The sequence below is a fragment of the Janthinobacterium tructae genome (assembly GCF_006517255.1).
GTDB classification, from domain to species: Bacteria; Pseudomonadota; Gammaproteobacteria; order Burkholderiales; family Burkholderiaceae_D; genus Janthinobacterium; species Janthinobacterium tructae.
Genome location: NZ_CP041185.1, coordinates 855550 through 873922, shown reverse-complemented (window position 1 = coordinate 873922; position 18373 = coordinate 855550). Strand labels below are relative to the sequence as shown.

Genomic DNA, 18373 nt, shown 5'->3' with positions numbered 1-18373 from the left:
CGCTAATCCGACCTGCCGTGTTTTACTGCGCCGCCACCTTGGCCGGCTCCGGCGCCGCGACTGGCGTCATCTTCAGCGAACGGCTGAGGAAGCCCCAGCGGTCGGCGACTTCTTCGATCTGCTTGGTCGTCGGCTTGCCGGCGCCATGGCCCGCCTTGCTGTCGATGCGGATCAGCACGGGTGCCGGGCCGCCTTGCGCTGCCTGGGCGGCGGCGGCGAACTTGAAGCTGTGGGCGGGCACGACGCGGTCGTCATGGTCGGCCGTGGTGATCATGGTGGCCGGATAGCAGCCGCCCGCCTTCAGGTTGTGCAGCGGCGAGTATTTCACCAGCGCTTTGAACTGCTCGGCGTCGTCCGACGAACCATAGTCAGGCACCCAGCCCCAGCCCACGGTGAACTTGTGGAAACGCAACATGTCGAGCACGCCTACTTGCGGGATGGCTGCGGCGAACAGGTCGGGACGCTGCGTCATGGCCGCGCCCACCAGCAGGCCGCCATTGCTGCCGCCGCCGATCGCCAGCTTGGATGGCGAGGTGACTTTGTTGTCCACCAGCCATTGCGCCGCGCCAATAAAATCGTCGAACACGTTTTGCTTGTTCAGCTTGGTACCAGCCTGGTGCCAGGCTTCGCCGTATTCACCGCCGCCGCGCAGGTTGGCCATCACGTAGACGCCGCCCATTTCCACCCAAGCCAAGTTGGCCACGGAGAAGCTCGGCGTCAGCGATACGTTGAAGCCGCCATAGCCATACAGATAGGTGGGGTTGGAACCGTCGAGCTTCATGCCTTTTTTCGAGACGATGAACATCGGCACCTTGGTACCGTCGCGGCTGGTGAAGAATTGCTGGCGCGTTTCAAAGGCGTTCGGGTCGAAATCGACCTTCGGCTGGCGGTATACGCTGCTCTTGCCCGATTTCATGTCGTAACGATAGATGGTCGCCGGCGTCGTGAAGCTGGTGAACGAGTAGAACGTTTCCGTATCGCCACGCTTGCCCGCAAAGCCGCCGGCCGAACCGATGCCCGGCAGCGCCACTTCACGTACCAGCTTGCCTTTCAGGTCGACGATCTTGATTTGCGTTTGCGCATCTTTGAGGTAATCGAGCACCAGCTGGTTGTTGATCAGGTTGACGGCGACCAGGGTTTCGGCCGCTTGCGGCACGATTTCCTTCCAGTCGGCGGGCGCAGGTTTGCGCGTGTCGATGGCAATCACGCGCGATTTCGGCGCCTGCTTGTCCGTCTTGAAGAAGAACACGGGGCCGTCGTTGTCGATGAACGAGTACGAAGCGTCGAACGCTTCCAGCAAGCCCGTGACCTTGGCGTTTTTCTGGCGCAAGTCCTTGTAAAACACGCGGTTCTTGCGTTCCGTGCCCTGCGTGGCCGTGATGATCAGATAATTGCCGTCGTCGCTGACGGTGCTGCCGCCAAACGCCCATTCCTTCTGGTCGGGACGGTCGAAGACCAGCACGTCGTCGCTTTGCGGCGTGCCGATCTTGTGGAAATACAATTTCTGGAAGTAATTGATATCGGCCAGCTTGGTGGCTTCATTCGGCGCGTCATAGCGGCTGTAGAAGAAACCGCTGTTGTCCTTGGTCCACGAGGCGCCCGAGAACTTGGCCCACTTGATGTGATCCGTCAAATCCTTGCCCGATTCGATATCGCGCACTTTCCACTCGTTCCAGTCGGAACCGGAGGCGGACGTGGCGTAGGCCAGGTATTTACCGTTCGGGCTGATCGAGGTGCCGGCCAGCGCCACCGTGCCGTCGGTCGACAGGGTGTTCGGGTCGAGCAGCAGGCGCGGCTCGTCCGTCAGTTTTTTTACCGTGTACAGCACGGCCTGGTTCTGCAAGCCGTCGTTGCGGCTGTAAAAGTAGCGGCCGCCCTGCTTCGTTGGCGTAGAGAAACGCTCATAATTCCACAGCTTGGTCAGGCGCTGCTTGATCGCGGCGCGCTCGGGGATGGTGCCCAAGTACGACTGCGTCAGCTTGTTTTGCGCCGTGACCCATTCGCCCGTCTCGGCGCTGTTGGCGTCTTCCAGCCAGCGGTACGGGTCGGCGATGGTGGTGCCGAAATAGCTGTCTTGCTGATCGACTTTTTTGCTGACCGGATACGTCACGGGGGCGCCATCGCCGGCCGGGCAGGATTGTGCCAGGGCATTGCCACCGAAAGCGGCGAGCAAGCTGAATATGAGGGTTGCACTACGTAATTGCATGGGTTGTTGTCTCATTGTTGGATGTCGAAGAAAGCAGGCCGTTCACACTCACGCTGCGGCTGCCCATGTTGACTTTCGCCAAGAGAAATCATAGCGCGAATTGCCACTTTTAAAGCACAGTTATCTGATGAATTTGCCGTCTTTTGTTTGGGTAATTTGCATGAATCACCGTGATAAATCGCGTTTTTGGCGAGTATCGGCAAACTGACGGGCAGGCAAGAAACATTGTCAAAAGCTAATACGTTTCATCAAGCTGTCATAAATCTTCTTTACTATAGGCAACATGTTCATGGCCCGTCCAGAGGCCGTGCCGCCACATCCTCCTATGCACACTCTCGCCCTCCCTTCCACCACCGCCGCGCCGCCCGGCGCGATGCCATCGAATGTGGCTTACCTGAAGCCGCCGTCTGTCCACATGTCCCTCGAAGGAACGGATGCCTTGCACGAGATCCTGGCAGGCCGCAAGCTCAGTGCCCTGTTCCAGCCCATCATCCACATGCACAGCGGCGACATCATCGGTTATGAAGGCTTGATACGGGGACCGTCCGACAGCCCCCTGCACGCGCCGATGAATCTGTTCAAGGTGGCACGCGCACATGACCTGACCCTGGAAGTGGAACACCTGTGCCGCCAAGTGGTGCTCGAACGCTTTGCCGAACTGCAGTTGCCCGGAAAACTGTTCCTCAACGTCAGCCCCGAATGCCTGCTGCTGCGCAATGCCCGCCATGGCGAAACCCTGGAATACATCGAGCACATCGGCATCAATCCGGACCGTGTCATCATCGAGCTGACGGAAAACCAGCCCACCTACGATTACGAGCTGATGCGCGAAGCGGTGCTGCATTACCGCAACATGGGTTTCCAGATCGCCATCGACGACCTGGGCGAAGGCTTTTCCAGCCTGCGCCTGTGGTCGGAACTGCGCCCGGAATACGTGAAAATCGACATGCATTTCATCCAGGGCATCAATCATGACCCCGTGAAACTGCAGTTCGTGCGCTCGATCCAGGAAATCGCGGAAAAATCGGGTACGCTGGTGATCGCCGAAGGGATCGAGGCGCAAACGGAATTGCTGGTCTTGCGCGACCTGGGCGTGGCGTTTGGACAAGGCTATCACCTGGGCCGGCCCAATGCCGTGCCGGCGCGTGCCCTGCCGGCCGAAGTGGTGCAGGCGCTGGGACGCAATGGCGTAGCCGTGTATCCGCAGCGCAGCAGCCTGGAAAAGAACGGCGCCAGCATCCGCAAGCTGCTGAACAAGGTGGCGGCCGTCTCGCCGCAACTCAATAATAACGAGGTGTACGATATCTTCCTGAAGGAACCGAAGCTGATGATCATCCCCGTCGTCGATGACGGCGTGCCGCTGGGCCTGATCAGCCGCTTCGAGATGATCGACCACTTCGCCCGCCCCTACCAGCGCGAACTGTATGGCAAGAAATCGTGCAGCCTGTTCATGGATGGCACGCCCCTGATCGCCGACCACGAGACGAGCTTGCAGGAACTCAGCTATACCATGGTGCAATCGGATGCCCACCATCTGTTCAACGGCTTCATCATCACCGAGCACGGCCGCTACCTGGGCATGGGCACGGGCCACGACCTGATGCGCGAAATCACGCAGATGCAGATCAATGCCGCCCGCTATGCCAACCCGCTGACGCAACTGCCTGGCAACGTGCCCATCAACGAGCATATCGACCGTTTATTGCACAGCGGCAGCCGCTTCTGGGTCTGTTATTGCGACCTCGACCACTTCAAGCCCTTCAACGACGTGTACGGCTATCGCAAGGGCGACGACGTGATCCAGCTGACGGGAGAAATCCTCAGCAGCCATTGCGACCCGAACCGCGACTTCATCGGCCACATCGGCGGCGACGATTTCATGATCCTGTTCCAGAGCGAAGACTGGGAAACGCGCTGCCAGGCCATACTGGAGCGCTTTGCCGCCGCCATCCTCGCCTATTACAGCACGGGCGACTGCGAACGGGGCGGCTACATCAGCGAAGACCGGCAAGGCAAGAAAGTGTTTTATTCATTGATCAGCCTGTCGCTGGGCGTCATCAAGGTCGAGGCGCACCAGTACTACACGCACCATCAGATTGCCACGCAGGCGGCCGAAGCGAAGAAGCAGGCGAAGAAAATCCATGGCAACAGCCTGTTCCTGGACCGGCGGCAAGGCACGGGCGTGGTGCGCATGGATGCGTAACCAGGGGCAATAGTCAGAAGTTGAACGGGGATAGCATACGCACGATCAAATACGCACAAGGCCGCAAAACGCATTGCTGCTGCGCGCATCGGGCATAAATGCCAGGCTGATGTGCGCGCCATCGCGACGCGCCTGCACGCGGTAGCGGCCCGCAGGCATGTCCACGAACAGGCCGCCACAGGCCGTGTCCGGTTGCAGGCCGCCGCCCGTGACGTCTTCCCCGGCGCCGATAAAGACGCGGCCCGAGGCGACAGCCAGATGCACGCTCGCGTGCGGCTCGGCAAGTTCCGCGTACAACGCGATGTCATATGCGCCGTCGCCACCCACGTTGAAAAACGCCACTTGCCCCGCATTCACGGCCGCCAGCTCCGCGCCGGGGAGACTCCACCAGTCGCAGTCATCGTCCAGTTTGTGACGCACCAGCGCCGGGTCGAACACGCACACGGTGGCCGTGCCGGTCACAATGGTGACGAGCTTGCCTGCCGTCATGCCGCCAGCGGCGCCGGACCCAGCAGGGGCTGGCTCTCCACGTACTGCGCACTGGCTTGCGCCTGCCACGGGAAATGGCCATCGCGCGACGGCCAGACGATCTGGTACAGCATAAAATCATCGCCCTGGTAATACCAGCGCGCATAGCCGACATAGTTGCGGTATTGCTCGACGGGCACACGCACGAAGGCGCACTGATGGCCTTCCAGCAAGGCGTCCGTGGTGGCCGTGAAATCCGTGATGGCGCCGCTGCGCGCGGCGTCCAGCGCCACGTCGAGTATCTGCTGGGCCATGGCGCGCGGCAAACCCATGATGAGAAATTCAGGCTGGCCAAAGCTGTGGCAAGCGCCTATCGTGAAGGCATAGCCGGGACCGACTTCATCAGCACTGATATGCACACCATGCCAGCCATGCGTGGCGATGTCGTCGATGACTTTTTGCTCGGATGCATCTTCACTTGCCTGCCTTACCATGCTTCACCTTTCACTGTGCCTGAAACCCGCGCCGCCTTCGCGACATGCTCTTCGGCAATTATCGCATGCAGTGCGCGTCCGTGCGCGCACGCTGCCGGCGCTTCAGTCTGGCGGCGGCAGCGGCGGGGAACGCCCCTGATGCCCCTGATACCATTGCCGCATGCGCTGCTGCGCCTCTTGCAACTGTGCCGGCTCCAGCCTGGCGGCCGCCGCTTCCCTGGCCCTGGCCGCCCCGCCATCGCCGCCCTCGGCCGCCAGCGCCAGCCACATGTAGCCGCACAGCACATCTTTCTCCACGCCGCGCCCGCTGTTATACATGCCGCCCAGGTTGTACTGGGCCAGCGCATGGCCCTGGCCGGCCGCACGCGCATACCATTGCACGGCCAGGCCGTGGTCTTGCGGCACGCCATGGCCGTTGGCATACATGACGCCCAAATTGTTTTGCGCGCTGGCATCGCCCTGCTCGGCGGCCGTACGGTACCAGCGCACGGCGCAGACATCGTCGCGTTCCACGCCCTGGCCATTGGCATACATCACGCCCAGGTTGAACTGCGCATTCGACGCGCCCTGGGCCGCCGCCCTGGCATACCAGTCCAGCGCCTGATGCAAGTCGCGGGCGATGCCGCGCCCCCCCGCACACATGCCGCCCAGATTGTATTGCGCCATGCAATGGCCCTGCAGGGCGGCACGCCGGTACCAGACCACGGCGCGCGCCTCGTCCTTGTCCACGCCCTGGCCGCGCGCCAGCATCAGGCCCAGGTTAAACTGGGCGTCGGCATCGTCCTGCTCGGCCGCCCGCTGCAGCCAGGCATAGGCGCGCAACTGGTCGGGCGCCACGCCCAGGCCTTCCGCATACGCCACGCCGAGTTGCCGCTGCGCCACCGCCAAGCCCTGGGCGGCGGCCTGGCGGAACCAGGCCAGCGCCTGCGCATCGCTTTGCGCCACGCCCTGCCCCCGCTTGTAGACGAGTCCCAGGTTCAGCTGCGCCTGCGCATCGCCCTGCAAGGCTGCCTTGCGGAACCAGGCCAGGGCCAGCGCATCGTTCTTTTTCGCGCCCAGCCCCTGGGCATACGCTACACCCAGCATCGATTGCGCACTGGCCACGCCCTGCTCGGAGGCGCGGTAAAACCACGCCAGGGCCAGCTCGTCGCTCTGCAGCACGCCCCGTCCCTTGCGGTACATCTGCCCCAGGTTTTGCTGGGCCGAGGCATCGCCCTGGGCGGCGGCGCGGCGAAACCACAGCACGGCGTCTGCGTCGCTCTGCGCCACGCCGCGGCCGTGGTAATACAGGGCGCCCAGGTGGTTCTGCGCGAACGCCAGCCCTTGCAGCGCTGCCAGGCGCAGCCAGACAAAGGCGCGCGCATCGTCCTGCGCCACGCCTTCACCCTTCTTGTACATCAAGCCCAGGTTGAACTGGGCATAGGCATTGCCCTGTTCGGCAGCCGTGCGGAACCAGATATACGCCTGGTGGCTGTCTCTGGCAGTATGGTGCTTGTCCATGTGCGCCCCCATCCACATTGCGCTTGCCGGCAGCACGCGCAAAACGGCGGCCCAGGGCGGCGAAATCGTGTGTGTTGCCTAAATTTTAAATTCGATGCAGGGGAAGGACTTGAGCAGGCTCAAACGAAATAACAAAATTATATCGTTTTGATGAGCCCGCTTAGAGGCGATGCGAAGATCAGCGGCGTGATGGATGCTTTTGCAGGAATTGCGGCACTTTCGCGGCCGCCAGCTTGTTCAGCGACACCAGCAGGTCGGCGTCGACATCGGCGATGCCGTAGCTGCTGCGCAAATGGCGGCCGATATGGATCAGCACTTGCGCCGCCACTTCCGCATCGGACTCGGCCCTGTGGGCGGCGCTCTTGAAGGCGATGCCCAGCTGGCTCGACAGCAAGCCCAGCTTGTAACTGGCCATGCCGGGAAACACGCGGCGCGACAGTTTCAAGGAACACACGAGCGACTGGTGCGCGGGTGTCAGGTTCAGCCTGGCGCTTTCCGCGCGCAGGAATTTTTCATCGAAGCTGGCATTGTGCGCCGACAAGGCATCGCTGCCGATGAAATCGAGTAACTGCGGCACCACCTCGGCCACGGGCGGCGCCTTGTCCACCATCGCCTGCGTGATGCCCGTCAAGCCCGTGATGAACGAGGGGATGCGCGCATTGCAGTTGATCAGGGTCACATAGCGGTCCGTGATCCGCCCGCCCTCGATGCGCAAGGCCGCCACTTCCGTGATGCGGTCGCCCATGTCGGGTGACAGTCCGGTCGTCTCGAAGTCGATCATGACGATCGGTTTGTCAAACACATTCATGAAGTCAGGCTCTTTCTGCGATGCTGCGGTGGGCCAGCTTAGCCGAACTTGCGCACCGCGTCCAGCGCCAATCCCGCACCGATACTGCCGAACAGGTCGCCTTCGACCTTGCGCGCGGCCGGCACCAGGGCGGCGATCTTTTCGCGCAGCAAGCGCACGCCGCTCGATCCGCCCGTGAAGAACACGGTGTCGACGGCTTCCGGCGCCACGCCCGCGTCGCGCAGCAGCCGCAGCACGGTTTCTTCCACGGAACCGCACAAATGGCCGATGGCGTCGTCGAATTGCGTGCGTTTCAGCAACAGGCTCTGCGCAGGAGACAAACGCTCCAGCTCCAGCTGCACTTCGGCCGCGTCGGACAGGGCAATCTTGCCCTCTTCGACTTTCATGGCCAGCCAGTGGCCGGCGCGCTCGTCGATCAGCTTTTGCAAGCGCCCCATTTTGTCTTGCTCACGCGCATCGCGGCACACGTCGGCCAGCTGTACCCAGATCTTCTTGGTGTAGGCCAGGTTGATCGTGTGCCAGGTCGCCAGGTTGAAATAATAGCTGGACGGCACTTCGCTATTGTTATGCAGCCGGCTGCCATAGCCGAGCAAAGGCATGACGGAAGACAGGCTCAGGTATTTATCGAAGTCCGTGCCGCCGATGTGCACGCCGCCCGTGGCGAGGATGTCGTCGCGCCGCTCGGTTTTTTTGGCCCGCGCGGGCGACAGGCGCACCAGCGAAAAGTCGGAAGTACCGCCGCCGATGTCGGCGATCAGCACCAGCTCTTCGCGGTCGATCTGCGACTCGTAGTCGAAGGCGGCGGCAATCGGCTCGAACTGGAAGGCGACATCCTTGAAACCGACGGAACGGGCCACGTCGGCCAGCGTGTCTTGCGCCAGCTGGTCGGCTTGCGCATTGTCGTCGATAAAGAAAACGGGACGACCAAACACGGCGGACGAGAATTCGCGGCCTGCCGATTGCTCGGCGCGGCGTTTCACTTCGCCGATGAATTGCGCCAGCAACATGCGGAATGGCAGCGCGCGGCCGCCCACTTCCGTCTGGCCATCGATGAGACTGGTGCCCAGCAAGCTTTTCAGCGAGCGCATCAAACGCCCCTCGTAACCGGCCAGATAACCGGCCAGCGCCGCGCGGCCAAAACTGACTTCCTCGTCTTCCGCATTGAAGAAGACAACGGACGGTAAGGTCGTCTTGCCATCTTCCAGGCCGAGCATGGTGCTCTGCCCGGGACGTGCCCAGCCTACCGTGGAATTTGACGTGCCGAAATCGACGCCGCAAGCATTGGCCATGTCGACCCTTCCCTGAATAAAGGGGCGTTATCTTATCAGAATGCACGCCATTGCACCAGAAAAATACTTCCGGCACGGCCAAGACAACAAGCTTGCTTTGCATCAAGTAGCGACGGCGTGCACAAGCTACTCTTGGGATTGATGCCGAGCAACTCGGCCAGCTCCCGGAGACCCATCGTGCCCCATGCCCCCCTGCACCGCCTGCCCGCTGCATTGCTGACTGCCCTCCTCGTTTCCCTGGCCGGCTGCGGCGGCGGGGGCGGTACCGAGACGCAGGTGTCCGGCGGCTGCTCTCTGCACAGCACGGCGGGCTGCGGCGGCAGCCCGCCACCGCCCATTGTGCCGCCTGTCACCCCGCCCGTGACGCCACCCGTGATTCCGCCCGTCACGCCGCCCGAGCCTGCCAGCCTGGCCAGCGCCGTCAACCTGGTGTTTTCCAGCACGGAACTGGCCTCGGCGGGCCTGGCCGGCAGCGAAGTGGCCGTCACGGCCCTCGTCAAGGATGGCGCCAACCTGGCCTTGCCGAACGCAAAGATTTCCTTTGCAGCCGATTCCGGCATCCTCGGCAGCGTCGATGCCGTGACGGACAAGAACGGCCAGGCGCGGGCCCTGCTGGGCACGGGAGGCGCGAACAGCAACCGCAGCATCACCGTGACGGCCAATGTGGGCGCGCGCAGCGGCAAGGGCACGGTGGCGGTCACGGGCAGCAGCGTGGAATTGCTGGGACCGGCAGCCTTGATGCTGGGCCAGGGCGCCGACCTCACCGTCACCGTGCGCGACTCGGCAAAGCGGCCCGTGGCCGGCGCCGCCATTGCCTACAGCACGGGCGCCGGCAATGGCGTGCGCGTCAAGGATGGCGGCGCAGCGCTCAGCAATGCGCAGGGCCAGCTGGTGCTGCGCCTGACGGCAGGCAGCCTGGGCAAGGATGCCGTCTCCGTCAGCGCGCTGGGCGCCGCCGCCGCGCAAGCATATGCCGTGGCCGGCAGCGAACTGCGCCTGAGTCCGGCCGTGGGCCAGGACGCCAGCGGCGCGGACGTGCTGCCGGAAGTGGCGATCCTGGCCTGCCAGGCCATCGACGTGCGCTACGACAAGGCGGGCGTGGCGCAAACGGGCAGCGCCAGCCTGTCGACTTCGCGCGGCAACCTGTTTGCGGACAGCGCCTGCAGCCAGGCCTTGCCTGCCAGCTTGATCTTTAACAATGGCAACTTGCCGCGCAGCTATGTACAGTCGGCCAACGCGGGCGTGGCCAGCATCACGGCGGCCGTGGCGGGCGGGCCCTCGGCGCAGACACGGCTGGAATTCGTCGCGCCCCTGAGCGGCACCAGCAAGCTGGCCGTGCAGGCGGAGCCGGCCGTGCTGCGCGCGAATACGAGCACTTCGGCGGCCTCGGCCGACAACGCCAGCAGCAGTATCAGCACAAGTATCAGCACAATCAGCGCCGTGGTGCGCGATGGCGCAGCGAACAACCTGGTCAAGAATGCGCCCGTCGTGTTTACCATCTTGAGCGACCCCAGCGGTGGCTACTTGCGGCAGGCGGGCCGGGTGCTGACGGGCAGCGACGGCCTGGCGCGCGCCGTGTATGTGGCGGGGCCGGCCGACAGCGGGCGCGACGGCGTGCTGATCCAGGCCCGCATCGAGGGCGCAGCGCAAGCGGCGGCCACGGCCCTCGTGCGCCTGACGGTGGCGCGGCAAGCGTTGTCGATCAAGCTGGGCACGGGCAGCCTGCTGCGCGAATACTCGACCAGCGTGCTGCAAAAGGACTTTACCGTGTTCGTTTCCGACAGCGCAGGCAACGCCGTGTCCGGCGTCGCCATCACGGCTGCCGCCTGGCCCAGCCGCTATGCCAAGGGATATTATGTGTGGGAGGCGGACAAGCCCGAGTTCCCCGACACTGGCGTCTGGCGCCTGGCCCTGCCCCGCTACAGCTGCGCCAATGAAGATGTCTTGCGAAACGGCATTTTTGACGCCGCCTACGACCGCAACGGCAATGGCGTGCTCGATCCGGGCATCCCCCTGACCGTCAGCGCCAGCGGCCTAAGCGACGCGCTGGGCATGGCCACCGTCACCCTCAGTTATCCGCGCAACCATGGTTCCTGGGTGCACGTCGCCCTGACGGTGCGCGGCACGGTCAGCGGCACGGAAGCGAGCGCCACGACGGATTTTCCATTACCCACGCTGGCCAGCGATTTCAGCGCGCGCCGCGTGGACCCGCCAGGACGCACCAGTCCCTATGGCAGCGGCCCCTGCGACAGCCCCGACTGAAGGTGCAAGCATACCACTTGCCATTCAATCAAATTATTTGCAACATGGACAAGAAAACAGTCTTGCCACATGGAAATATTTTCGCTATGCTCATTTTTTCCGCCCAAGCCGCCACAAGCGGCCGGGCCTGCAGGAATACTTTGAGACAGATTGCTTGCCAGACCAATATGCGAAAAAAGAATACTGTAGCCTGGACACCCGGCACCACCGCCCGCCCCGTACCCGGCGCCGGACGGCGCGTGACCTCGTATGACGTGGCCCTGCTGGCCGGCGTGTCGCAATCGGCCGTGTCGCGCTGCTTCAAGCCGGGCGCCAGCATCTCGCCCGCCACCCAGGCCAAGGTCATGCAGGCGGCCCTCAGTCTCGACTACATCCCCAACGCGGCCGCGCGCAGCCTGATCACGCGGCGCTCGAACCTGGTGGCCGTCATCATTTCCAACCTGGCCAACCTGTACTATCCGCAAGTGCTGTCCGACCTGAGCCAGCAAATCGCCCGCCAGGGCAAGCGTTTATTATTGTTTACCCTGGAACGCGAAGCCGATATCGGCAAAGTCTTGAGCGATGTGTGGCAATACCAGGTCGATGGCGCCGTCGTGGCCACCGGCCTGTCGGACGAGCAAATGCTTGAGTTTGGCCGGCGCGATGTGCCGCTGGTGCTGTTCAACCGCAGCCCCCGCGAGCACGCCGTGCATGCCGTGCTGTGCGATCAGGGGGAAGCCGCGCGCCTGCTCGTGTCGCGCCTGGCCGAGGCAGGTCACCGCCAGTTCGCCGTCATCGACGGCCCCGGCGACTCGGCCGTGGCGCAGGAACGCAAGGCCGGCGTGCTGGACAGGCTGTTCACGCTGGGCTTGCCCGCCCCCATCGTCGTCAGCGGCAACTACGATTACGCCAGCGGCGGACGGGGCTTGCGCAAGGTCATCGACCGCCTGGGCCGCGTGCCGGACGCCGTCATTTGCGGCAACGACATCATGGCCATCGGCTGCCTGGACACGGCGCGCCACCAGATGGGCATCCAGGTGCCGCTGCAAATGTCCGTGGCCGGCTTCGACGCGCTGGAAGCGTCGGGCTGGCTCAGCTACGACATCACCACACTGCGCCAGCCCGTGCAAAAGATGGCCACCGACGCCGTCGCCATGCTGGGAGAATTAATGGAACGGCGCGGCGGCAACGCCGAACGGCGCCGCTATTGTTCCTATCTGGTGGAGGGCAGTACGGCGAGGCTGACCAGCGAACCTCAGCGTTTCGGCATGATGGCCGCCGCCTGAAAACAAAAAAACCTCGCATCGCTGCAAGGTTTTAGCGTTCTGCTGCAATGAATATCAACCGAAGATCTTGCCCTTGAGCATATTCAAGCCCTGGCTGACGAGGTCATTGCCTTCCGGTACCTGACCGTTCGGCGTCAGCTTGTCGATCAGCTGGGGCAGCAAGTCTGCCAGGCCGCCCGAGGCCGCGTCCGGTGCAACGCCCGCTTTTTCAGCGATCTCGGTGATCGTGTCGGCACCCAGCGCATCCTTGATCTGTTCGCCGGAGACGGGCGCATTGGCGCCGGTGCCGATCCAGCTGGCCACCTGGTCGCCCAGGCCGCTTTCCTGGAATTTCTGCAGCAGGCCCGGCAAGCCGCCATGCTGGTTGACCAGGTCCATCACGCTGGCCATCAGCCCCGATGGCGCTTCCCCATCCGCGCCCTTGTTGCCCAAAGCGCTCATCGCCTGTCCTGCAAGTTGATCTAGCAAACTCATCGTATTCTCCTGAACGCTGTCGATTCATGCCGCGTGACTGCGGCGTCTGGCATGGCGCAGCCTATTCTCCGCCATGGAAATCATTATACTATGAATAATAACAGTGCTATAATTGCAATTTCAAGATGAATGCACAGACAGGCTCAATGCCGAGCCGCCCACCTCCATCATATTTAGTTCAGCACAACTTGCAAGCGTAAATTGACGGTTCGCAGAAACGTGTAAAATTAATTTTCCTACTTACTGAGGAGTATCAATACATGAACATCAATAAAGCGGTAGACAAAGCCTACGAGAAAAAAACGTTCAAGGAAATCGCTGATGCCCCCGTCGATGCGCTGCAAGGCGTGAGCGAGAAAGATGCGGAGCTGCTAAAGCAAGCGTTCAATATCAAGACCGTGCGCGACCTGGCAAACCTGAAATACTCGAAGTGGGCGCGCGCCATCGTCACCCTGGCAGATACGGAAGAATAGACGGGGCCATGCCCCAGGCACGCCTGTCAGCACAGCCCGCCCATGTCGGCGGGCTTTTTCATTCCGGCCGCTTAGCGGCTGACATCACGCAATGCTCCTGAAGGTGCGCCCGCCCACAGTCGACCTGGTCGCTTGTGCGTAGACTGGCGCCATCACCACCACGAGGACGGCCCCATGCCACACGCGCAACACCAGGATGAAGATGGCCAGCCCGGCGACGAAGGCGACTTGTCCGACCTGCTCAGCGAATTGCGCATCCTGCTGCCGGGCGCGCAGATGCTGACGGCCTTCCTCATCATCCTGCCTTTCAACGGCGGCTTCGCGAAGATCGTGCAGGCGGAAAAAATCGTCTTCCTGCTGACGTTTTTCCTGTCCATGACCAGCCTGGTGCTGCTCAGCGCGCCAGCCATCCAGCACCGCGTGATGCGTCCCCTGCAAGACCGCGAGCGCTTCAAGCGCGTGGCCGACCGCATCATGATGTGCGGCGCCTTTTCGCTGGCATTGGCGTTCATCCTCGGCACCAATCTGGTGATGTCGGAAGTGTTCGGCCACATCGCCGGCATCGTCGCCTGCGTACTGATGGGCACACTCATCATTTGCATGTGGTGGTGGCTGCCCCTGCACTTGAAGCACGCCAGAAAGATCTAGACGGCAAGGCCAGCCTGCTCAAGCAAGGTCACGAGGAAGATTCCCAACAGCGGATACATTCCGTGTTATCGTTAACAACAAGAGCAAACACGGGTGTGTGCAGTGCAGCAGATTTTAGCCGTCGCCCTGCAGAGCTTGCCCGAATCTTTTACAATGTTGTCCTTGGGCAGTTGTTACAGCCCGAAAATACCGGCCATCCGTCGACTCTGGTGGCGCATTGCCACTTCCGGCCGGGCCACAGCACGCCTCTCCACCCTGTCATTCTTTACCCAACTAACAAGAACATGCACGCCTCCGTAGATCCCCTGATTCCGCGCGTCACTGCGCCTTTTGGCGCTGGCTATGCCGACCTGGCCCTGGCCCTCGGCGGCCTGGCCATCGGCACGGGCGAATTCGCCTCCATGAGCATCCTGCCCGTGGTCGCCGACGACCTGGGCACGACCTTGCCGCAGATGAGCCACATGATCAGCGCCTACGCGCTGGGCGTGGTCGTCGGCGCGCCCCTGATCACCATCTTCCTGGCGCGCATGCCGCGCCGGCTGATGCTGATCTGCCTGATGCTGATGTTCGCTGGCGGCAACTTGCTCAGCGCCATCGCTCCGAACTACGGCTTGCTGGTGGTGGCCCGCTTCGTGGCCGGCATCCCGCATGGCGCCTACTTTGGCGTGGCAGCGCTGGTGGCGGCCGCCCTGGCCGAACCGGACAAACGGGGACAAGCTGTCGCCCGTGTCCTGATGGGCTTGACTGTCGCGAATATCTTCGGCGTGCCGCTGGCCACGTATATCGGCCAGACCCTGGGCTGGCGCTCGGCCTTCTTGCTGGTCGCCGCGCTGGGCGTGCTGACCATGCTGATGGTGCGCATCTTCGTGCCCATGGTGGCCGCCGGTGATTCCAGCCCGCGCCGCGAACTGGGCGTGTTCCGCCGCCTGCAAGTGTGGCTGACCCTGCTGATGGTGGCGATCGGCTTCGGCGGCATGTTCGCCGTCTACACCTTCATCACGCCAACCTTGCTGGAAATTACGAAAGTGTCCCCGCTGGTCATTTCCATCTTGCTGGCCATCATCGGTGTCGGCATGACCTTGGGTAATCTGATCGGCGGCTGGCTGGCCGACCGCTCGCGCCTGTGGACTATCTTCGGCGTGCTGCTGTGGAACGTGGCCGCGCTTGCCGCGTTTACTTATACCAGCAGCAATGTCTGGCTGACGGCGATCAACCTGTTTGCCATCGGCGCCGGCATCGCCGTCGCTCCCGCCGTACAGACGCGCCTGATGGACGTGGCCGGCGACGCGCAAACGGTGGCCGCAGCCCTCAACCATTCCGCCTTCAACATCGCCAACGCCTTGGGCGCCTGGGCCGGCGGCATCGCCATCGCCATGGGCATGGGCTTGCGCTCGACCGGCTGGGTCGGCGCCATGCTGGCCTGCGGCGGCATCGTCGTGCTCGGTATTTCCGTGCTGGTGGAAAACCGCAGCCGCAATGTGGGCGGCGCGCAGCCGGCCTGATGCGCACCCGGATGCGGCCGCCGATGACGGCGGCCGCATTGCCCAGCACTCCGCTCTTTCTCCCCCGCAGCATTCCCTTTCGCAGTCCCGCCCTTTCCACATCGCGTTTGTTCTAGCGCAAATCGCACCCATGTTCTGTCCTATTGTTAAATATGCTTTTAATGTATTTTTCCTTTGCCAGGAGAAAGATCATGAAGGAACCTGCTGCGCCCCCTGTCTCGGAAAGCTATACCTTGCACGCCGATAGCGTCACTACGGACGTCTTTGCCTTTGGCCAAAATCCGATCGCCAACAAGACGGTCACCGGCCTCGATAGCGCCACGCAAAAGGCTTTGCAGGATGCCATCGCCCAGCTTGAACAAGCGATCACTCAGTTGCCCCTGAATGCAGGTGCGGCGGCCATTGTTAATCAGGAAACACAAGCCATGGCTGACATGGTGCGCTCCGGCAAGACACAGCCCGAAGGAATGCAGCGCATGCTGCGCAGCCTGAAAGACAAACTGCAGATGGCCGGCGTGGTGATTGCCGACGTGGCAGCGCTGGCGGCGCCGATGCCATGGTCCAGCATCTGCCGCCATGGCTACTGCTCGTGGCAGGGGGAGCCGTCGCTGCCACGCTTGCCGCCCTGATGTCTTTCTGGGCACGCACGCTGCAGCCCGAAGCTTGCGCCATCGTGTCGCTGGCCGTGTACGGTGCCGCCATGCCATTCATCGCGCAACTGAACGATTCCGCCTATCCGGGCGGCGCTGCGCTGGCGCAACCAATGATCCGCCCGCTGGTGGAGACCACGTCATCCACCATCTTCCTGGTTGGCATGCTGGTGGCGGCAGCCGCGTCCGGCTTGCTGTACCTGATCCATAAAATGGCTCCCGCCTCGCGTGCCGGCAACCACGTGGCTGCCGGCCTGATTGGCGGCGTCGGCGGCGCCTTGCTGGTGGCGACGCAAGCATCGTTTGCGACTCAGGATTTTTCCATGTACCCGTACATCGTCCTGTTTGCCATGGTGCTGGTGCTGAAAAGATTCGGGCTCTGGTCCATCATTGCGGGCGCCGTGCTGCTGGCCGGCGTGCAAACCGTGCTGGCGGGCTGGCAATGGCTGAATCCGACGCTGTGCGTGCTGGTACTGTTTATCGCCAGCCGCTTGCCGGAACGCATGCAATTGCTGCACGGCATGGCCTACACGCCATTTGGTCCCAACCGCTACCGCCTGGAGTAAAAGCAGTCGCGGGCCATTACCTTATAGCGTGGCCATTGGAGATTTGCCGGCGGTATTCCCCCTCAAACGCGGCCAAACCTTCCGCCTGTGCCCACAGGCTGGCGATATAGCGAAATTCATCCTCGAACGGCCGCTCGAAATCGGGTACGTCGATCGCATACTCGCAATTGCGGCTCAGCATCGTCAGCCAGTCGGGATAATCTAGCGCCGGGTACAAGCGGGTAAAGATGGCATCGAGCGAAGATACGCTTTCCCGCCCCGCCAGGTAAGCGGCACGCAACTCGACGATGTATTTGCCGGCCAGGAACTGCTCGTCAAGCCGCTGCGCGCCCCGGTAGCGCTCGATGATCACGTCGGCCAGCGCCAGTACCTCATCACGCCCCCGGGCGCTGGCCAGCAGCACGACCTCCAGGTCGTCGCCTTCCTGGTCCAGGCGCAAACGCTCCACGGCCCAGTCGACGCAGCGGTCGGCCTGGTCCAATCCCATGCGCAGCTGGAAAACGGCGTTGTCAAGTTCTGTCAATTGTTCCATATCTTTCCATCCAATGCCGCTGACGGCCATGTCGTCCCCGAGCGTGCTTCAGCGTCAATGCGCACCCCAGGTTTCACGCCTTTGTTTCCCGCTTGCCACTGCCGCGCAAGGCTGGCAGCCAGCGCGGCCACCAACTGTGCAAGCGGCCCTTGTCCGCAGCTTCGCGCCAGCAGTCGTCATAGGGGAACAGATCATCGTGCGCTGTCGTGCTACTGACCAGGCATCGCTGTGTCAGCAACTCAATTCTTTCCGCCAGGGTCAGCACCGGAAACAGGCCGTCATCTGCCGTCTCGGCCGCCTTCGCCGCCAGATCATACTTGCCATCCACATTGTAAAGCCGCGTATCGCCGACGACATAGTCGCGGCGGAAAGACGTGCGCCATTGCGAATTACTACCCCACCCATGCGACAGGTCGTTGACAGGGCGTCCCTTGCGGCGGTCCGCCCAGTACAGCGTCGATGCGTCGGCAATACCTGGCTTGAAAATTATCTTGCCAGCGCAGACATCCACGCCACCACGCGCAAACAGCATGTTGCCGAGCATCACGCACGGCCATCGCCACGCCATGATCGCGGCACGCGCATGCGCAGACTCAGCGGGCTTAAGTTGGACTATCTCGTGATAGAAAGGCGAAAATTGTGCCGGCCGCAGCACCGTCATGCCCATCGCCTCGACGAAAGCCTCATACTCGGCGAGCGACAGCGGCGGCCCGGCCCAGCCTTCCCCATTGCCGCGCCCCTGTTGCAAGGGCAAGACCAGCACCTGGCCTATGCGGCTGAACGCGTGGAGTACCCACAATTCCTCTTTGCTTGCTGGCGGAACAGGATTTCCTTGCCTTTGCGCAAATGAGCGCAGCCAGGCCAGCGCATGCGGATTGGCGCGCAACCAGGGAAGGAGCAGGTCGGCATACACGCCATCGCCTGCATAATCGAGCAAGGCATCGTGAAGCGCGCGGGCGCCATCCAGCAAGTCAGGCAGATGCCATTCTTCCTGGATCACGCTGCGCGATGATTGTTGATACAGCATATGTCC

At 62.6% G+C, this 18373-nt stretch carries 17 protein-coding genes; 8 read left to right on the top strand and 9 right to left on the bottom strand.

Annotated features, from left to right (window positions below; all coding sequences use genetic code 11):
* Positions 1-22 precede the first annotated feature (22 nt).
* On the bottom strand, positions 23-2206 hold the full coding sequence (locus FJQ89_RS03805) for a prolyl oligopeptidase family serine peptidase (RefSeq protein WP_205704562.1): 2184 nt from the start codon (positions 2204-2206) through the stop codon (positions 23-25).
* A gap of 415 nt (positions 2207-2621) precedes the next feature.
* On the opposite strand from FJQ89_RS03805, the gene FJQ89_RS03800 reads away from it, so the two are divergent.
* Positions 2622-4409 (top strand): GGDEF domain-containing protein, encoded by a 1788-nt coding sequence (locus FJQ89_RS03800; RefSeq protein ID WP_141172612.1) that lies wholly within the window; start codon positions 2622-2624, stop codon positions 4407-4409.
* 45 nt (positions 4410-4454) lie between these two features.
* Here FJQ89_RS03800 and FJQ89_RS03795 read toward each other — a convergent pair whose 3' ends face one another.
* The 5 genes from FJQ89_RS03795 to FJQ89_RS03775 all read right to left on the bottom strand — a co-directional run bounded on the left by FJQ89_RS03795 (position 4455) and on the right by FJQ89_RS03775 (position 8968).
* Entirely contained in the window at positions 4455-4898 is a 444-nt protein-coding gene (locus FJQ89_RS03795; protein WP_141169112.1) for a DUF6386 family protein, read from the bottom strand.
* Positions 4895-5371: a DUF4262 domain-containing protein gene (locus tag FJQ89_RS03790; RefSeq protein WP_141169111.1), complete on the bottom strand. Its 477-nt coding sequence runs from the start codon at positions 5369-5371 to the stop codon at positions 4895-4897. The genes FJQ89_RS03795 and FJQ89_RS03790 overlap by 4 nt, the downstream gene beginning before the upstream one ends.
* A gap of 102 nt (positions 5372-5473) precedes the next feature.
* On the bottom strand, positions 5474-6871 hold the full coding sequence (locus tag FJQ89_RS28565) for a tetratricopeptide repeat protein (protein WP_141169110.1): 1398 nt from the start codon (positions 6869-6871) through the stop codon (positions 5474-5476).
* Positions 6872-7049: 178 nt separating this feature from the next.
* Positions 7050-7679 carry a 3'-5' exonuclease gene (locus tag FJQ89_RS03780; RefSeq protein WP_170846245.1) on the bottom strand — a complete coding sequence of 210 codons (630 nt, stop codon included), beginning with the start codon at positions 7677-7679 and terminating at the stop codon, positions 7050-7052.
* 38 nt (positions 7680-7717) lie between these two features.
* Positions 7718-8968: an Hsp70 family protein gene (locus tag FJQ89_RS03775; RefSeq protein WP_071077503.1), complete on the bottom strand. Its 1251-nt coding sequence runs from the start codon at positions 8966-8968 to the stop codon at positions 7718-7720.
* A 177-nt stretch (positions 8969-9145) separates the two neighbouring features.
* On the opposite strand from FJQ89_RS03775, the gene FJQ89_RS03765 reads away from it, so the two are divergent.
* Both FJQ89_RS03765 and FJQ89_RS03760 read left to right on the top strand, forming a co-directional pair.
* Positions 9146-11230: an Ig-like domain-containing protein gene (locus FJQ89_RS03765; protein ID WP_168208354.1), complete on the top strand. Its 2085-nt coding sequence runs from the start codon at positions 9146-9148 to the stop codon at positions 11228-11230.
* A 167-nt stretch (positions 11231-11397) separates the two neighbouring features.
* Complete coding sequence (locus FJQ89_RS03760; RefSeq protein WP_141169107.1) at positions 11398-12495, top strand: LacI family DNA-binding transcriptional regulator; 1098 nt, start codon at positions 11398-11400, stop codon at positions 12493-12495.
* Between the two features lie 54 nt (positions 12496-12549).
* On the opposite strand, the gene FJQ89_RS03755 is transcribed toward FJQ89_RS03760, so the two are convergent.
* The gene (locus FJQ89_RS03755; protein WP_141169106.1) at positions 12550-12969 is read right to left on the bottom strand and encodes a YidB family protein; all 420 of its coding nucleotides are present in this window, start codon (positions 12967-12969) and stop codon (positions 12550-12552) included.
* Positions 12970-13229: 260 nt separating this feature from the next.
* Between FJQ89_RS03755 and FJQ89_RS03750 the strand changes: the two genes are divergently transcribed.
* The 5 genes from FJQ89_RS03750 to FJQ89_RS03730 all read left to right on the top strand — a co-directional run bounded on the left by FJQ89_RS03750 (position 13230) and on the right by FJQ89_RS03730 (position 16808).
* Positions 13230-13442, top strand: coding sequence for a hypothetical protein (locus FJQ89_RS03750; protein WP_034751103.1), 213 nt, complete (start codon positions 13230-13232; stop codon positions 13440-13442).
* A gap of 174 nt (positions 13443-13616) precedes the next feature.
* Positions 13617-14090: a DUF6328 family protein gene (locus FJQ89_RS03745; RefSeq protein WP_071077507.1), complete on the top strand. Its 474-nt coding sequence runs from the start codon at positions 13617-13619 to the stop codon at positions 14088-14090.
* A 284-nt stretch (positions 14091-14374) separates the two neighbouring features.
* Complete coding sequence (locus FJQ89_RS03740) at positions 14375-15592, top strand: MFS transporter (protein WP_141169105.1); 1218 nt, start codon at positions 14375-14377, stop codon at positions 15590-15592.
* Positions 15593-15783: 191 nt separating this feature from the next.
* Entirely contained in the window at positions 15784-16221 is a 438-nt protein-coding gene (locus FJQ89_RS03735; RefSeq protein WP_141169104.1) for a hypothetical protein, read from the top strand.
* Positions 16221-16808 (top strand): hypothetical protein, encoded by a 588-nt coding sequence (locus FJQ89_RS03730; protein WP_141169103.1) that lies wholly within the window; start codon positions 16221-16223, stop codon positions 16806-16808. The genes FJQ89_RS03735 and FJQ89_RS03730 overlap by 1 nt, the downstream gene beginning before the upstream one ends.
* Positions 16809-16824: 16 nt before the next feature.
* On the opposite strand, the gene FJQ89_RS03725 is transcribed toward FJQ89_RS03730, so the two are convergent.
* Together FJQ89_RS03725 and FJQ89_RS03720 are read right to left on the bottom strand one after the other, a co-directional pair.
* Positions 16825-17340, bottom strand: coding sequence for a hypothetical protein (locus FJQ89_RS03725; RefSeq protein ID WP_141169102.1), 516 nt, complete (start codon positions 17338-17340; stop codon positions 16825-16827).
* 73 nt (positions 17341-17413) lie between these two features.
* Positions 17414-18367, bottom strand: coding sequence for a hypothetical protein (locus FJQ89_RS03720; RefSeq protein ID WP_141169101.1), 954 nt, complete (start codon positions 18365-18367; stop codon positions 17414-17416).
* Between the last annotated feature and the right edge of the window lie 6 nt (positions 18368-18373).

What these genes read in the sequence shown, in the direction of transcription:
- FJQ89_RS03780 (WP_170846245.1), bottom strand. Translation starts at nt 7,679, where the DNA reads ATGAATGTGTTTGACAAACCGATCGTCATGATCGACTTCGAGACGACC.
- FJQ89_RS03790 (WP_141169111.1), bottom strand. Translation starts at nt 5,371, where the DNA reads ATGGTAAGGCAGGCAAGTGAAGATGCATCCGAGCAAAAAGTCATCGAC.
- FJQ89_RS03730 (WP_141169103.1), top strand. Translation starts at nt 16,221, where the DNA reads ATGTCTTTCTGGGCACGCACGCTGCAGCCCGAAGCTTGCGCCATCGTG.
- FJQ89_RS03805 (WP_205704562.1), bottom strand. Translation starts at nt 2,206, where the DNA reads ATGCAATTACGTAGTGCAACCCTCATATTCAGCTTGCTCGCCGCTTTC.
- FJQ89_RS03725 (WP_141169102.1), bottom strand. Translation starts at nt 17,340, where the DNA reads ATGGAACAATTGACAGAACTTGACAACGCCGTTTTCCAGCTGCGCATG.
- FJQ89_RS03800 (WP_141172612.1), top strand. Translation starts at nt 2,622, where the DNA reads ATGTCCCTCGAAGGAACGGATGCCTTGCACGAGATCCTGGCAGGCCGC.
- FJQ89_RS03720 (WP_141169101.1), bottom strand. Translation starts at nt 18,367, where the DNA reads ATGCTGTATCAACAATCATCGCGCAGCGTGATCCAGGAAGAATGGCAT.
- FJQ89_RS03740 (WP_141169105.1), top strand. Translation starts at nt 14,375, where the DNA reads ATGCACGCCTCCGTAGATCCCCTGATTCCGCGCGTCACTGCGCCTTTT.
- FJQ89_RS03755 (WP_141169106.1), bottom strand. Translation starts at nt 12,969, where the DNA reads ATGAGTTTGCTAGATCAACTTGCAGGACAGGCGATGAGCGCTTTGGGC.
- FJQ89_RS03760 (WP_141169107.1), top strand. Translation starts at nt 11,398, where the DNA reads ATGCGAAAAAAGAATACTGTAGCCTGGACACCCGGCACCACCGCCCGC.
- FJQ89_RS03795 (WP_141169112.1), bottom strand. Translation starts at nt 4,898, where the DNA reads ATGACGGCAGGCAAGCTCGTCACCATTGTGACCGGCACGGCCACCGTG.
- FJQ89_RS28565 (WP_141169110.1), bottom strand. Translation starts at nt 6,871, where the DNA reads ATGGACAAGCACCATACTGCCAGAGACAGCCACCAGGCGTATATCTGG.
- FJQ89_RS03750 (WP_034751103.1), top strand. Translation starts at nt 13,230, where the DNA reads ATGAACATCAATAAAGCGGTAGACAAAGCCTACGAGAAAAAAACGTTC.
- FJQ89_RS03745 (WP_071077507.1), top strand. Translation starts at nt 13,617, where the DNA reads ATGCCACACGCGCAACACCAGGATGAAGATGGCCAGCCCGGCGACGAA.
- FJQ89_RS03775 (WP_071077503.1), bottom strand. Translation starts at nt 8,968, where the DNA reads ATGGCCAATGCTTGCGGCGTCGATTTCGGCACGTCAAATTCCACGGTA.
- FJQ89_RS03735 (WP_141169104.1), top strand. Translation starts at nt 15,784, where the DNA reads ATGAAGGAACCTGCTGCGCCCCCTGTCTCGGAAAGCTATACCTTGCAC.